A 13,070-nucleotide genomic window follows, 5' to 3' on the forward strand; every position below is an offset into this window, starting at 1 on the left:
ATGGCGGAGGGGAAACGCCCGGTCCCATTCCGAACCCGGAAGCTAAGCCCTCCTGCGCCGATGGTACTGCACTCGGAGGGGTGTGGGAGAGTAGGTCGCCGCCGGACATTCTTTCTGGTCTGGAGGGGTTTGTGGTTGACGCGAGAGCGTCCCCGAACCCCTCCAGACCATTTTTTTATGCCCAGATCATGGTGCTGATCCCGGATCGGGCCCGAGCCTCCACGTGATCGTGTTGGCCTGGCCGCGGGAACCGGCGGGTGCCGGTGGTGGCGTCTAGGGTTCTGCGCATGCGCGCTGAAGTGCACGCCGACCTGTCGCGCTTCGCCGCTCTGGCCGGCCCGCTGTTCGCTGAGGACCCCGTGCTCCACACGGTCGCGACCACGCTGTTGCACGACCGGATGATCCAGGCCGGCTGGGACGATGGGGAAGCCCTGGTGCTGGTGACCCTGCACGAGGGTGACCACCTGTGTGGCGCGGTGCTCCGGGTGCCTCGCATGCCCGTGGTCGTCAGCGGTCTGCCCGCCGACGCGGTGGACCTGGCCGTGTCGGTGCTGTCCGAAGTGGACCCCGGGCTGCCCGGGGTGACCGGACCTGACGATCGGGCTGAGGCCTTCGCACGCCGTTGGGTCGACCGGACCGGCGCGACCGTGGCGCGGCGGATGGACCAGCGGCTGTACCGGTTGGGCGAGCTGCGCCGACCGCGCGTCGCCGGGGTGGCACGGTTCGCCACCCAGGGCGACCTGATGCTGCTGGCCACGTGGTGCATGGGGTTCGCCCGGGATGCCCACGGGTACGCGTTGGCCGCGTCGTCCGCGTTCGACCTGATCACCTGGTCGTTGACCAGGGGTGGTGTCCTGCTGTGGGAGTTGGCCGGGCAGCCGGTGGCGATGGCGGTGGTCAGGCCGGTGCACGCGGTGCGGATGGCCCGCGTCAGCATCGTCTACACGCCCAGGGAGTTGCGCGGGCACGGATACGGGTCGGCCGCCACCGCGGCGGCCAGTCAGTGGGCGTTGGGGTTGGGCATGACGCACGTGGTGTTGTTCACCGACCTGGCCAACCCGGTGTCCAACGCGATCTACCAGCGGCTGGGCTACCTGCCGGTGCGGGACTTCCTCGATGTGCGGTTCGGTGAGCGCCCGGACCAGCGGCGCGCTGTGGAGGAGATCGACGGGACTGGGGACTCTGGCTGACCGCGACCCACCGATGCCCCTAGGCTCGGTGGTTGTGGATCGTCCTCGTCTGTTGGTGGTGCAGCCGGCCGACTCTGACCCGCCTGCCCGACTCGGTGAATGGCTCGACCAGGCCGGCGCTGTGCTCGACGTCGTGCGTCCGGCGCAACAACCCGTCCCGACCACCCCGGCCGAGTACCAGGGCGTGGTGTGCCTGGGTGGTGGCATGGGCGCCTACGACGACAGCGAGCACCCGTGGCTCGCCGAGGTCAGGAAACTGCTGTCCGCCTCGGTGGCCCAGCGCGTGCCGGTGCTGGCGGTGTGCCTCGGCGCGCAGCTGCTGGCGGTCGCCACCGGCGGCCAGGTGCGCAAGGGGCCACGCGGGCCGGAGGCGGGACCGTCCCTGGTCGCCAAGCGGGACGCGGCCGGCCGCGACCCGCTGTTCGCCGACCTGCCCCTGCTGCCGGACGTGATCCAGTTCCACGAGGACGAGGTGCACGTGCTGCCGCCGGCGGCCGAACACCTCGCTGCCTCGCCCACGTACCAGCACCAGGCGTTCCGGGTCGGGTCCAGCGCCTACGGCATCCAGTTCCACATCGAGACCACGCCCGAGATCGTGGCGGAGTGGGCGCGGCGCAACCCGGCCAGGGTCGCTGCGGCGCGTCCCGGCGCGTTCGAGCTGGAACGGCTGCGCGAGAGCCACCAGGACGTGGCCGAGACCTGGCAGCCCTTTGCCGAGCGGTTCGTCCGGCTCGCCGCCGGGGAACTGGTGCCGGCGGCCCCGACCGGTCGGGATCTTCCGCTGGTTTAGCTGGTTCAGGCGGCCAGGCGTGACTGGCGGTCGACGGCACCGGGTAATCACTCGACCGAGTGATGGGTGCCGGCTGGCTGGCCACGACGGGTTTCGCCGGTCGCTCATCCGGCGGTGGATTGCCTTGGTGGGCTTGGCCGGGCCTGCTCGCTGACTACGGTGAGGACCGATGACCGACAGATCTCGTGCAATCCCATCGCCAGCCCGGTACGGCCTCACCCACCCCCGGGCCGAGCAGGAACTGCGGGACACCGGGCTGTGGACGGCCGATGGTCCTGAGCCGGGCAGCGAGTCGGTGCTCGGCGCGTTGTCGCGCAGCCCGGACCCGGATCTCGCGCTGCGCGGGCTGGACCGGCTGCGGGTGGCGGTCGCCGACGAGTGGCCGGTGCTGGCGCGGGAACTGCGGGCCGATCCGGGGCTGCGTGGCAGGCTGCTGGCCGTGCTCGGCTCGTCCACGGCGCTCACCGATTTCCTGGTGGCCAATCCCGAGCAGTGGCATCGGCTGACCACGACCGGGTACGACGACCTGCGCGACGAACCCGGTGGTGACGCGGCGGCGGAAGCGTCGACGCCCCTGGCGCCGCCGGTGGCGACCGGTGCGACGCCCACCGAGGGCGAGCAACCCGAGCCCGGGCTCGCGCAGGGCGGTGTGGCGGGCGAGGTGACCGTGCGGGGCAGGTTCACCAGGACGCTGCTCAACGCGGTCCGCGTCACGCCGGCGTCCCCCGGATCGGCGAACACGCCCGATCCGGCGAGCGGGCGAGCGGGTGGCGGGTTCGAACTGGCGCGGGGGACGGCGGCGGTGTCCGCGTTGCGCGCGGCCTATCGCGGCGAGCTGCTGCTGATCGCCGCCGCGGACCTGGGCCACCTGGTCGAGGCGGAGCTTGTCGCACCCAGCTACGACGAGGTGTCCGCGTGGCTGTCCGACCTGGCCGATGCCGCCCTGCGGGCCGCGCTCGCCGTGGCGTTCGCCGAACACGGGCTCGCCGCCAGCCCGGTCGAACCAGCCGCTCCGGGTGGACCGGCCGGCTCCGACCCCGGTGGCCGGCCGGAAGACACCGGTCAGCAGCCGCCCTGCCGGCTGGCCGTGATCGCCATGGGCAAGTGCGGTGGCCGCGAACTCAACTACGTCAGCGACGTGGACGTGGTGTTCGTGGCCGAAGGCGACCTGGGGGTGGCCACCCGGGTGGCCAGCGCGATGATGCGGGTCGCGGGCTCCGCCTGCTTCCAGGTGGACGCGGCGCTGCGGCCCGAGGGCAAGTCCGGCGCGCTGGTGCGCACCCTGGACGGGCACGCCTCCTACTACCGCCGCTGGGCGCGGACCTGGGAGTTCCAGGCGTTGCTCAAGGCCAGGCCGGTGGCGGGGGACGCCGAACTCGGGGAGCGCTACCTCGACGTGGTCCGCCCGCTGGTGTGGACGGCCGCGGAGCGGGCCGACTTCGTGTCCGACGTGCAGGCCATGCGGCGCCGTGTCGAGGACCACGTGCCCAGTGACCTGGTCGAGCGGGAACTCAAGCTGGGCCGGGGTGGCCTGCGCGACGTGGAGTTCGCCGTGCAGCTGTTGCAGCTGGTGCACGGCCGCACCGACGAGCACCTGCGGCTGTCCTCGACCACCGCCGCCCTGGCCGCGCTCGGCGAACGCGGCTACGTCGGTCGGACGGACGCGGCCGAGCTGGGCGAGTCCTACCGGTTCCTGCGCACCCTCGAACACCGGCTGCAACTGCAGCGGCTGCTGCGCACGCACCTGTTCCCGGCCGACGACGACGCGGCGGGGCTGCGCTGGCTGGCCAGGGCCGCCGGCCTGGCGCCCAACGGCCGGCGGTCCGCGGCGCAGGTGCTGCTCGGTGAGTTCCGGCGGCACGTCAACCAGGTGCGCCGACTGCACGAGAAGCTGTTCTACCGGCCGCTGCTGCAGGCGGTGGCCAAGGTGCCGGCCGAGGCGCTGCGGTTGACCACCACCCAGGCCGTGGCGCGGCTGGCCGCGCTCGGCTACACCTCGCCCGAGGGGGCACTGCACCACATCCAGGCGCTCACCGAGGGGGTGTCCCGCCGCGCGGCCATCCAGGGCGCGTTACTGCCGGTGCTGCTGGACCTGTTCGCCAGCACACCCAACCCGGACGCCGGGTTGCTGGCCTACCGCCGGGTGTCCGAGGCGCTCGCGCAGACCCCCTGGTACCTGCGGTTGCTGCGGGACGAGGGCGCGGTGGCCGAGCGGCTGGCCACCCTGTTGGGCACGGCCAAGCTCATCCCCGACCTGCTGGTGCGGGCACCCGAGGTGCTGCAGCTGTACGCGGACACCACCGCGCTGACCCAGCGCGACCCGGCCGAGGTGGCCACTTCGCTGCGCAGCGCGGTGCGCCGGCACGCCGATCTGGGCGCGGCCGTGACCGCCGCCCGGTCGCTGCGCCGGCACGAGCTGCTGCGGGTGGCCAGCGCCGACCTGCTCGGCCTGATAGAGCTGGACGCGGTGTGCCGGGCGTTGTCCGGGGTATGGGTGGCGGTGCTGCAGGCGGCGCTGGACGCGGTGCTGCGGGTGGCCGTCGCCGACCGGGCGGATCACACAGCGCCGGCCAGGATCGCGGTGATCGGGATGGGCCGGCTGGGCGGCGCGGAGCTGGGTTACGGCTCCGACGCGGACGTGCTGTTCGTGTGTGAACCGGTCAGCGGCGCCGGGGAGACCGAGGCCGTGCGGTTCGCGGTGGGGGTCGCCGAGCTGGTGCGGCGGCTGCTGGGCTCGCCCAGCCAGGACCCGCCGTTGCAGGTGGACGCCGACCTGCGGCCGGAGGGGCGCAACGGGCCGCTGGTGCGCACGCTGGACTCCTACCGGGCCTACTACGCGCAGTGGGCCGAGGTGTGGGAGGCGCAGGCGCTGCTGCGGGCCAGTTTCGTGGCGGGCGACGCCGACCTGGGGCAGCGGTTCCTGGCCATGGTGGACCCGGTCCGGTACCCGGCTGGCGGCCTGGACGCGGCCAGGACCAGGGAGATCCGCCGGATCAAGGCGCGGGTGGACTCGGAGCGGCTGCCCAGGGGCGCCGACCCGACCACGCACACCAAGCTGGGCCGGGGCGGGCTGGCCGATGTGGAGTGGACCGTGCAGCTGCTGCAGCTGCGGCACGCCCACGAGGTGCCGGAACTGCGCACGCCGTCGACCACGGCGGCGCTGGCCCAGGCGGTGCGGGCCGGGCTGCTGGGTGCCGAGGACGAGGCCGCGCTGCGGGCCGCGTGGACCACGGCGAGCCGGGCGCGCAACGCGGCCACCCTGGTCCGGGGCAAGCCCACCGACCAGGTGCCCACGTCAGGCCGGGAGCTGGCGTCGATGGCCAGGGCACTGGGCTACCCTGCCCACACCGACTCCGGTGAGGTGCTCGACGACTACCGGCGGATCACCCGGCGGGCCAGGGCCGTGGTCGAGCGGGTGTTCTACCAGGGGTGACGCCCCCGATTCCACGCTCCGGATGCGGGCGGACCGGCGTCGGTCAGACCATTGGGGGAGTCGAACACGTGGTTCCGCCGGTGATCGCCGGGCGTTCGGCGAGGCCGGTGGGCAGAGGAGGAGGCTGGTGTGCAGGCGATCGCGCTGACCGAGTTCGGCGGCCCGGAGGTGCTGTCCCTTCAGGAGCTGCCCGACCCGCTGGTCGGGCCGGACCAGGTGCTGATCGAGGTCAGGGCGGCGGGGGTCAACCCGGTCGACTGGAAGATCAGGGAGGGCTACCTGCGGGGCGCCTTCCCGCACCACACGCCCCTGGTGCCCGGCTGGGACGTGGCGGGTGTGGTGCGCGCGACCGGCCCGGCGGTGACCGAGTTCGCCGAGGGTGACGAGGTGATCGGCTACGTGCGCAAGGACCACGTGCGCGACGGCACCTACGCGCAGCTGGTGTCCGCCGCCGACCGGTACCTGGCGCGCAAGCCGACAACGGTGGGTTTCGCCGAGGCCGGCGGGCTGCCGCTGGCCGGGCTGACCGCGTTGCAGGCGCTGCGCGCGGCCGGGCTCGACCAGGGGGACACGGTGCTGGTGCACGCGGCGGCCGGGGGAGTGGGGCACCTGGCGGTGCAGCTCGCCACCGTGCTCGGCGCGGCCCGGGTGATCGGCACCGCGTCCGACGGCAACCGCGACTTCCTGGACTCGCTGGGTGCTGAGCAGGTGCGCTACGGGGACGGGCTGCCGGAACGCGTGGCCGAGTTGGTCGGCGGGGACGGCCGGGTGGACGTGGTGGTGGACCTGGTGGGCGGGCAGGCCCTGGAGCAGAGCGTCGAGCTGGTGCGGGACGCGTCCAGGCACGTCTCGATCGTCGACCCGGAGCGGGTGCTCGCGCAGGGCGGTCGTTACGTGTTCGTCCGACCCGACAGCAACCAGTTGGGCTGGCTGGGCGAGCTGATCGACCAGGGCCGGCTGCGGGTCGTGGTGCAGCGGACGTTCCCGCTGGCGCAGGCGGCCGAGGCGCACCGGCTGGCCCAGGAGGGTCACGTGCGCGGCAAGCTCGTGCTCACCACGGACTGACCGGGGCGGGCCGGCGTCGGGGTGCTCCCGGACGGTGCGCTCGGCACCCCGACGCGACGGCGGCTCGCCTCAGTCCTCCAGGTCGGCCTCGACCGCGGGGACGCTGTTGTAGACCTCGACCACCCATTCCTCGACCAGGGTGTCCTCGGTGTCGGTATCCGGAACGAGACGGTTGAACAGCCGCACGCCCAGACCGAGCACGTCGGCGGCGTGCACCGCCTCGATGGCCTCGGCGGCGGAATCCAGAACATTGCTGGACAGCAACTGCGGGGCGGGGAACTCGAACGCGTCATCAGAGGAGTCAACAGACACGGCGCGACCCTAACGCCCCGGCCGGCCCGGCGCCCGGGTGGCCCTGCTCACGTTGCGCGACCGTCATCAACAGTTGAGCCACCACCGCGGGCCGGGACACGTGGGGACAGTGACCACTGGAGATTTCCACCGGTCGCACCCGCAGCCGCTGCTCGGCCGCCCGCCGCATCCAGTCCGGGCGCAGGGTGCGGTCCAGCGTGGGCAGCACGTAGGTGGACGGCAGCGCGGCCGGGTCCACGGTGGGTGGCTCCTGGTAGGCGGGTGGGGCGTGGAACAGCCGCATGGTGCTCAGCGCCCAGGCGAGGGTGGGCTGGTCGCAGTCGTGGAACAGGAACTCGGTCGCGACCACGGGATCGGTGACCGGGTTCTTGCCCCACCAGTCGTGGTTGAACATGCCCGGCTCGTGGCTGGCCTCGTCGATCAGGCCGCGGGGCCGCAGCGTGTCCGGCACGTACGCGGCGAGCCAGACCTGGTGGGCGGCGTTGACCTCGGCGGCCACCGGGGCCAGCAGCGGGCCGCTGCCGGAATGGGCGACGACCACCGGCCGCTCGGCGGTTCTCGGCTGGTCCCGCCACCACCGGGCGACGCCGGCCGCGTAGTCGGCGATGGTCAGGTCCGGTTCGATGCCGACCAGGTCGACGGCGTGCGCGCGGTGGCCGGCCGCGACCAGTTCGGCCGACAGCAACCGCCAACCCGCTGGCGACTGGGTGGTGCCGTGAATCAGGAGGAAGTCCATGGGAGCCTCCAGCCCCGCATTCTGCGGGTACCCGCGCTGTCGCGGCTGACCCCCGGTGTCGCGTGAGCGGATGGGGTGAACCAGCGCAGGACGGGCTGTCCGGCTCCAGTCGGTCCGGGCCTGACCTGCCCGGAAAGGGGCTGCCCGGAAACGGTCTGCCTGGGAACGGTCTGCCTGGGAACGGTCTGTCTGGAAACGGGTGGAGAAGGCCGAGGGCCGGGTGACCGCAGTGGTCGCCCGGCCCTCGGGGAACGTGCTGGTGGTGATCACCCGGGGGTGATCACACGTCGTAGTAGAGCGCGAACTCGTAGGGGTGCGGGCGCAGCCGCAGCGGGTCGATCTCGTTCTCCCGCTTGAACGCGATCCAGGTCTCCACCACGTCGGGGGTGAACACGCCACCCTCCAGCAGGAAGTCGTGGTCGCGCTCCAGGTTGTCCAGCACCGTGCCCAGGTCGCCCGGCACCAGCTTGACGTCCTTGGCCTCCTCGGGCGGCAGCTCGTAGAGGTCCTTGTCGATCGGGGCCGGCGGCTCGATCTTGTTCTTGATGCCGTCCAGGCCGGCCATCAGCATCGAGGCGAACGCCAGGTACGGGTTGCCCGACGAGTCGGGGCAGCGGAACTCGATGCGCTTGGCCTTGGGGTTGTCCCCGGTGATCGGGATGCGCACGCACGCCGACCGGTTGCGCTGCGAGTACACCAGGCTGACCGGCGCCTCGAAGCCGGGCACCAGGCGGTGGTAGGAGTTCACCGTCGGGTTGGTGAAGGCCAGCAGGCTCGGCGCGTGGTGCAGGATGCCGCCGATGTAGTGCCGCGCGGTGTCGGACAGCCCGGCGTAACCGGACTCGTCGTGGAACAGCGGCACGCCGTCCTTCCACAGCGACTGGTGGGTGTGCATGCCGGAGCCGTTGTCGCCGAACAGCGGCTTGGGCATGAACGTCGCGGTCTTGCCGGCCTGCCACGCCGTGTTCTTGACGATGTACTTGAACAGCTGCAGGTCGTCCGCGGCGTGCAGCAGGGTGTTGAACTTGTAGTTGATCTCGGCCTGGCCGGCGGTGCCCACCTCGTGGTGCGCGCGCTCCACGGTGAACCCGGCGTCGGCCAGGTTCAGCACGATCTTGTCGCGCAGGTCGGTGAAGTGGTCGGTCGGCGAGACCGGGAAGTAGCCGCCCTTGTAGCGGACCTTGTAGCCCAGGTTGCGGCCGCCCTCCTCGGCGCCGGTGTTCCACCAGCCGGCCTCGGAGTCGATCTCGTGGAAGCTGCCGTTCGGGGCGTCGTCGAAGCGCACCGAGTCGAACAGGTAGAACTCGGCCTCCGGGCCGAAGTACGCGAGGTCGGCGATGCCGGACTCGGAGATGTACTGCTCGGCCTTGCGGGCGATGTTGCGCGGGTCGCGGCTGTAGGGCTCGCGAGTGAAGGGGTCGTGCACGAAGAAGTTGACGATCAGCGTCTTCTCGATCCGGAACGGGTCGATGCGCGCGGTCGCCAGGTCGGGCAGCAGCAGCATGTCCGACTCGTGGATGGACTGGAAGCCACGCACCGATGAGCCGTCGAACGCCAGACCCTCGTTGATCGCGTCCTCATCGAAGGCCGCGGCGGGCACGGTGAAGTGCTGCATGATGCCTGGCAGGTCGACGAACCTGACATCGACGAACTTCACGTCCTCATCGGCGATGAAGCGCAGGACCTCGTCGGGATTGGTGAACACCCTCGTTGGCTCCTTTTGTCTGATTGCCGCTCGCCGGCGCACGCACGCGGACACAACCCCCTGGCTGCTGGTCGTACCCGGCCCTGAGCTGGGACGCTATGCCCGCGGTGTTGCCCGGTCATCACCCATGTGTTTCACCGGTGTTAACTGGGCCCCTGTTGGGCGGTTCACCACACTGCCGGCAATCAGCCCGTGACCAGGGGCTTACGCTAGTGGAGTGACCAGGTGGACCGGTTCGTGGCTGTCAGGACCCCGCTCCGCGCTGGAACCCGGCGAGAACGCCGGCGACCGGCCCCAACAGCGGTGGCGGGGTGAGCGACTGGGCCTGCCGGAGAGCGGGCCGGGCTCGGTGTCCTCGACCGGCCGGCGGGCGTGGGCGCTGCTCATCGACGTCTTCCTCGCGGCCGGGGTGGCGGGGCTGTTCACCTACCCCGAGCTGCCCAGGAACTGGAGTCTGCTGGCCTGGTTCGTCATCACCGTGGTGGCTGTCGCGTTCTTCGGGTTCACTCCGGGAATGGCCGCGCTCGGGCTTCGGGTGGCCAGGATCGACAACAAGGTCATGGTCGGCCTGCCCCACGCCGTGCTGCGCGCCGTTCTCGTGGGACTGATCATTCCAGCCGTGGTGTGGGACGCCGACAACCGGGGTCTGCACGACAAGGCGTGCCGGACCGTGGTGCTGCGCACCCGGTGACGCGCTGAACCCGGGTGGCCACCCACCGCTGGCTCGCGGCCGGGTCGACGGTGTTCCTCAGTGTTCCTCGGTGTTCTCCTCTCCAGGACAGCAGTGGGGCCCGGCAGGAAGTCCTGCCGGGCCCCACCCGGTTCTGGCTGAGTCGGCCCTGCTCAGGGCTGGTGGCTGGTCAGCGCCGGCGGATCGTGCGCTGCACGTTGCGCATCTTGGCGCCCTGGGGCAGCGGTCCCTTGGGCATGGCCACGCCCTTGCTGGCCAGTGCGGCGAGCCGGGCCTCCAGGGAGTCGACCTGGGCCGGGGTGATGTTGCGCGGCAGCTTCATCATGTGGGTCTGCAGCCGGCGCAGCGGCACCTGCCCCTCGTCGTTGCCGATCACCACGTCGTAGATGGGTGTGTCACCGACCACGCGGGACACCCGCTTCTTCTCCTGGGCGAGCAGCGACTTCACCCGGTGCGGCGCGCCCTCGGCCACCAGCACCACGCCGGGGCGGCCGAGCACTCGGTGCACGGCGTCCAGGTGGGTCGTGCCGGCCACGGCCGTGGCCACCCGCCAGCGGCCCCGCAGGTTCTCCAGCGCCCAGGCGGCAGCGCCCGGCTGGCCCTCGGCCTTGGCGTAGACGTTGCGCTGGACCCGCCGGCCGAACACGATCACCGCGCCCAGCGCGCCGAGCGCGAGGCCCAGCGGCAGCAGCACCCACTGGAGACCCCAGATCAGCCCGAGCAAGAAGGCGATGGCGGCGACGCCGAGCAACACCCCCAACATCCAGGGGATGAGTGCCTTGTCCTCGCGGCGCTGCATCTTGAACGCCTCGAAGATCTGCCGGCGTCGGGCTCGGGATGCTTCGCGCCGAGCGCGCGCCGCCTCCTTGGCAGCCGCCTTGTCCTGCTTGGGAGCCATGTCACCAGGATACGGCTGTGGTACCGCCTTGAAGTCCGGGACTCCGGTACTACCGGATTCCGCTCGTCGCGCGGTGACCGCCGGGCGCGGTCCGCCGACGGGGGCTGGTGGGCGGCCGGTGTGCTGGTGCGAGGATGCGGCACATGGATACCGAGCGCCGACTGCTCGACGGACTGGACCCAGAACAGCGAGCCGCGGTGGCGGCGCCGCGGGGACCGGTCTGCGTGCTCGCCGGCGCTGGGACGGGCAAGACGAGGACCATCACGCACCGGATCGCCTACCTGGTCCACCGCGGGCACGTCGCCGCCGGACAGGTGCTCGCGGTCACGTTCACCGCCCGGGCGGCCGGGGAGCTGCGCACCCGGCTGCGCGCCCTGGGGGTGACCGCGGCACAGGCACGCACGTTCCACGCCGCGGCACTGCGGCAGTTGCGGTACTTCTGGCCGAGGGTGGTCGGGGACGAGCAGTGGGATCTGGTGGAGGGCAAGCTCCGGTTGGTGGCCCAGGCGGCCAACCGGGTGGGGATGTCCACGGAGGCGGAGTCACTGCGCGACCTGGCCAGTGAGATCGAGTGGGCCAAGGCGTGCCTGGTGGCCCCGGACGACTACCCGGCCGAGGCCGCCAGGCTGCACCGGCAGCCGCCCGGCCCGGTCGAGCAGGTTGTCCAGGTCTACCGCGCCTACGAGCAGCTCAAGACGCGCGCCAGGTTGCTGGACTTCGACGACCTGCTGCTGCACACCGCCGCCGCGCTGGAGGAACACGGCGAGGTGGCCGCCGAGTTCCGCGACCGCTACCGCTGTTTCGTGGTGGACGAGTACCAGGACGTGACGCCGCTGCAGCAGCGGGTGCTGGACGCCTGGTTGGGCAACCGCGACGACCTGACCGTGGTCGGTGACGCCAACCAGACGATCTACTCCTTCGCCGGTGCCTCGCCCCGGCCGCTGCTGGAGTTCTCCCGGCGGTTCCCGTCGGCCACGGTGGTCCGGCTGGAGCGTGACTACCGGTCCACACCGCAGGTGGTGTCCCTGGCCAACCAGGTGATCAGCGCCGCCCGCGACCGGCCGGCTGGTTCCCGGCTGAAGCTGGTCGGCCAGCGCGCGCCTGGTCCGGAACCGCGGTTCGCCGAGTTCGACGACGAGCCAGCCGAGGCCGCGGCCGTGGCGGCCAGGGTGCGGAGCCTGGTGGACGAGGGCGTGCCGGCCAGTGAGATCGCCGTGCTGTTCCGGGTCAACGCCCAGTCCGAGGTGTTCGAGCAGGCGCTGGCCGAGGCGGAGATCCCCTACCAGGTGCGCGGTGGAGAGCGGTTCTTCCAGCGCCCCGAGGTGCGGCAGGCCATGCTGGCCCTGCGGTCGGCCGCGGTCAGCCCACCGCCCGGCGAGTTGCCCGAGGTGGTTCGGACAGTCCTGGCCCGGGTCGGGTTGACCGAGGAGCCGCCCTCGGGTGGCGCGGCCCGGGAGCGGTGGGAGTCGCTGCTCGCGCTGGTCGAGTTGGCCGAGGAGCTGGCGGCCTCCGTCGCCGACGCCACCCTGGGCGGCTACGTGGCCGAACTGGACATGCGGGCCGAGGCGCAGCACCCGCCGACCGTCGAGGGCGTCACGCTCGCCTCGCTGCACGCGGCCAAGGGGCTGGAGTGGGACGCGGTGTTCCTGGTCGGCCTGGTCGAGGGCACGCTGCCAATCCAGCACGCGGACGGTGACAACGCCGCCATCGAGGAGGAACGCCGCCTGCTGTACGTCGGCGTGACCCGCGCGCGGGAGCACCTGTGGCTGTCGTGGGCGCTGGCCCGAACGGCCGGTGGACGCCGGTACCGCCGACGGAGCCGGTTCCTGCACGGGTTGCTCCCGGACAGCCACCCGGCGGCCCGCACCGGGCAGACGCGGCAGCGTGACGGTGGCCCGGGGTCGGTCGGGCGGCGCACGCCGAGCAAGCCGCGCTGCCGGGTGTGCGGCGAGTTCCTGGTCGACACGCCCGCGGTGAAGCTGGGGCGCTGCGTGGACTGTCCGTCCACACTGGACGAAGAGCTGCTCACCCGGCTTCGGGCGTGGCGCAGCGAGCGCGCCCGCGAGCTGAAGGTGCCCGCCTTCGTGGTGTTCACCGACGCGACCCTGGTGGCCATCGCCGAGCAGCGCCCGACCGACTCGGCCGGGCTGGTGGCGATCTCCGGGATCGGCGCGTCCAAGTTGGACCGGTTCGGTGCCGACCTGCTCGCGCTCGTCCACGGCGACCGGTGACAGATCGCCTGGTCAGGTC

Annotated in this window: 10 protein-coding genes and 1 rRNA gene; 7 read left to right on the forward strand and 4 right to left on the reverse strand. The window is 72.2% G+C overall.

What is annotated here, in order from left to right:
* The 5 genes from rrf to LX83_RS24105 form a co-directional block, all read left to right on the forward strand.
* Window positions 1-107 (forward strand): 5S ribosomal RNA (gene rrf, locus LX83_RS24085); the annotation flags it as partial.
* 180 nt (window positions 108-287) lie between these two features.
* A complete protein-coding gene (locus LX83_RS24090) occupies window positions 288-1,190 on the forward strand; it encodes a GNAT family N-acetyltransferase (protein WP_253775213.1) in 903 nt (300 codons plus the stop codon).
* A gap of 34 nt (window positions 1,191-1,224) precedes the next feature.
* Complete coding sequence (locus LX83_RS24095) at window positions 1,225-1,980, forward strand: type 1 glutamine amidotransferase (RefSeq protein ID WP_253775215.1); 756 nt, start codon at window positions 1,225-1,227, stop codon at window positions 1,978-1,980.
* Between the two features lie 169 nt (window positions 1,981-2,149).
* Window positions 2,150-5,413, forward strand: a complete 3,264-nt coding sequence (locus tag LX83_RS24100; protein ID WP_253775217.1) for a bifunctional [glutamine synthetase] adenylyltransferase/[glutamine synthetase]-adenylyl-L-tyrosine phosphorylase — start codon at window positions 2,150-2,152, stop codon at window positions 5,411-5,413.
* 129 nt (window positions 5,414-5,542) lie between these two features.
* On the forward strand, window positions 5,543-6,478 hold the full coding sequence (locus LX83_RS24105) for an NADP-dependent oxidoreductase (RefSeq protein ID WP_253775219.1): 936 nt from the start codon (window positions 5,543-5,545) through the stop codon (window positions 6,476-6,478).
* A 69-nt stretch (window positions 6,479-6,547) separates the two neighbouring features.
* On the opposite strand, the gene LX83_RS24110 is transcribed toward LX83_RS24105, so the two are convergent.
* From LX83_RS24110 to glnA, 3 genes are all read right to left on the reverse strand, one after another.
* Window positions 6,548-6,790 carry a hypothetical protein gene (locus tag LX83_RS24110; protein WP_253775222.1) on the reverse strand — a complete coding sequence of 81 codons (243 nt, stop codon included), beginning with the start codon at window positions 6,788-6,790 and terminating at the stop codon, window positions 6,548-6,550.
* Window positions 6,780-7,526 (reverse strand): alpha/beta fold hydrolase, encoded by a 747-nt coding sequence (locus LX83_RS24115; protein WP_253775224.1) that lies wholly within the window; start codon window positions 7,524-7,526, stop codon window positions 6,780-6,782. The genes LX83_RS24110 and LX83_RS24115 overlap by 11 nt, the downstream gene beginning before the upstream one ends.
* Window positions 7,527-7,806: 280 nt before the next feature.
* Window positions 7,807-9,231 carry a type I glutamate--ammonia ligase gene (gene glnA / locus LX83_RS24120; RefSeq protein ID WP_253775226.1) on the reverse strand — a complete coding sequence of 475 codons (1,425 nt, stop codon included), beginning with the start codon at window positions 9,229-9,231 and terminating at the stop codon, window positions 7,807-7,809.
* Window positions 9,232-9,448: 217 nt separating this feature from the next.
* On the opposite strand from glnA, the gene LX83_RS24125 reads away from it, so the two are divergent.
* The gene (locus tag LX83_RS24125; RefSeq protein WP_253775228.1) at window positions 9,449-9,922 is read left to right on the forward strand and encodes an RDD family protein; all 474 of its coding nucleotides are present in this window, start codon (window positions 9,449-9,451) and stop codon (window positions 9,920-9,922) included.
* Window positions 9,923-10,091: 169 nt separating this feature from the next.
* Here the strand turns inward: LX83_RS24125 and LX83_RS24130 are convergent, their stop codons facing one another.
* Window positions 10,092-10,820 (reverse strand): DUF4191 domain-containing protein, encoded by a 729-nt coding sequence (locus LX83_RS24130; RefSeq protein ID WP_253775230.1) that lies wholly within the window; start codon window positions 10,818-10,820, stop codon window positions 10,092-10,094.
* Window positions 10,821-10,963: 143 nt separating this feature from the next.
* On the opposite strand from LX83_RS24130, the gene LX83_RS24135 reads away from it, so the two are divergent.
* Window positions 10,964-13,051, forward strand: a complete 2,088-nt coding sequence (locus LX83_RS24135) for an ATP-dependent DNA helicase UvrD2 (protein WP_253775232.1) — start codon at window positions 10,964-10,966, stop codon at window positions 13,049-13,051.
* Window positions 13,052-13,070 lie beyond the last annotated feature (19 nt).

Origin of the sequence: Goodfellowiella coeruleoviolacea, from assembly GCF_024171785.1 — a bacterium.
GTDB lineage: Bacteria > Actinomycetota > Actinomycetes > Mycobacteriales > Pseudonocardiaceae > Goodfellowiella > Goodfellowiella coeruleoviolacea.

Bases quoted from the DNA above. Each gene is read 5' to 3' on its own strand.
- LX83_RS24130 (WP_253775230.1), bottom strand. From the start codon at position 10,820: ATGGCTCCCAAGCAGGACAAGGCGGCTGCCAAGGAGGCGGCGCGCGCT.
- LX83_RS24115 (WP_253775224.1), bottom strand. From the start codon at position 7,526: ATGGACTTCCTCCTGATTCACGGCACCACCCAGTCGCCAGCGGGTTGG.
- LX83_RS24135 (WP_253775232.1), top strand. From the start codon at position 10,964: ATGGATACCGAGCGCCGACTGCTCGACGGACTGGACCCAGAACAGCGA.
- LX83_RS24100 (WP_253775217.1), top strand. From the start codon at position 2,150: ATGACCGACAGATCTCGTGCAATCCCATCGCCAGCCCGGTACGGCCTC.
- LX83_RS24090 (WP_253775213.1), top strand. From the start codon at position 288: ATGCGCGCTGAAGTGCACGCCGACCTGTCGCGCTTCGCCGCTCTGGCC.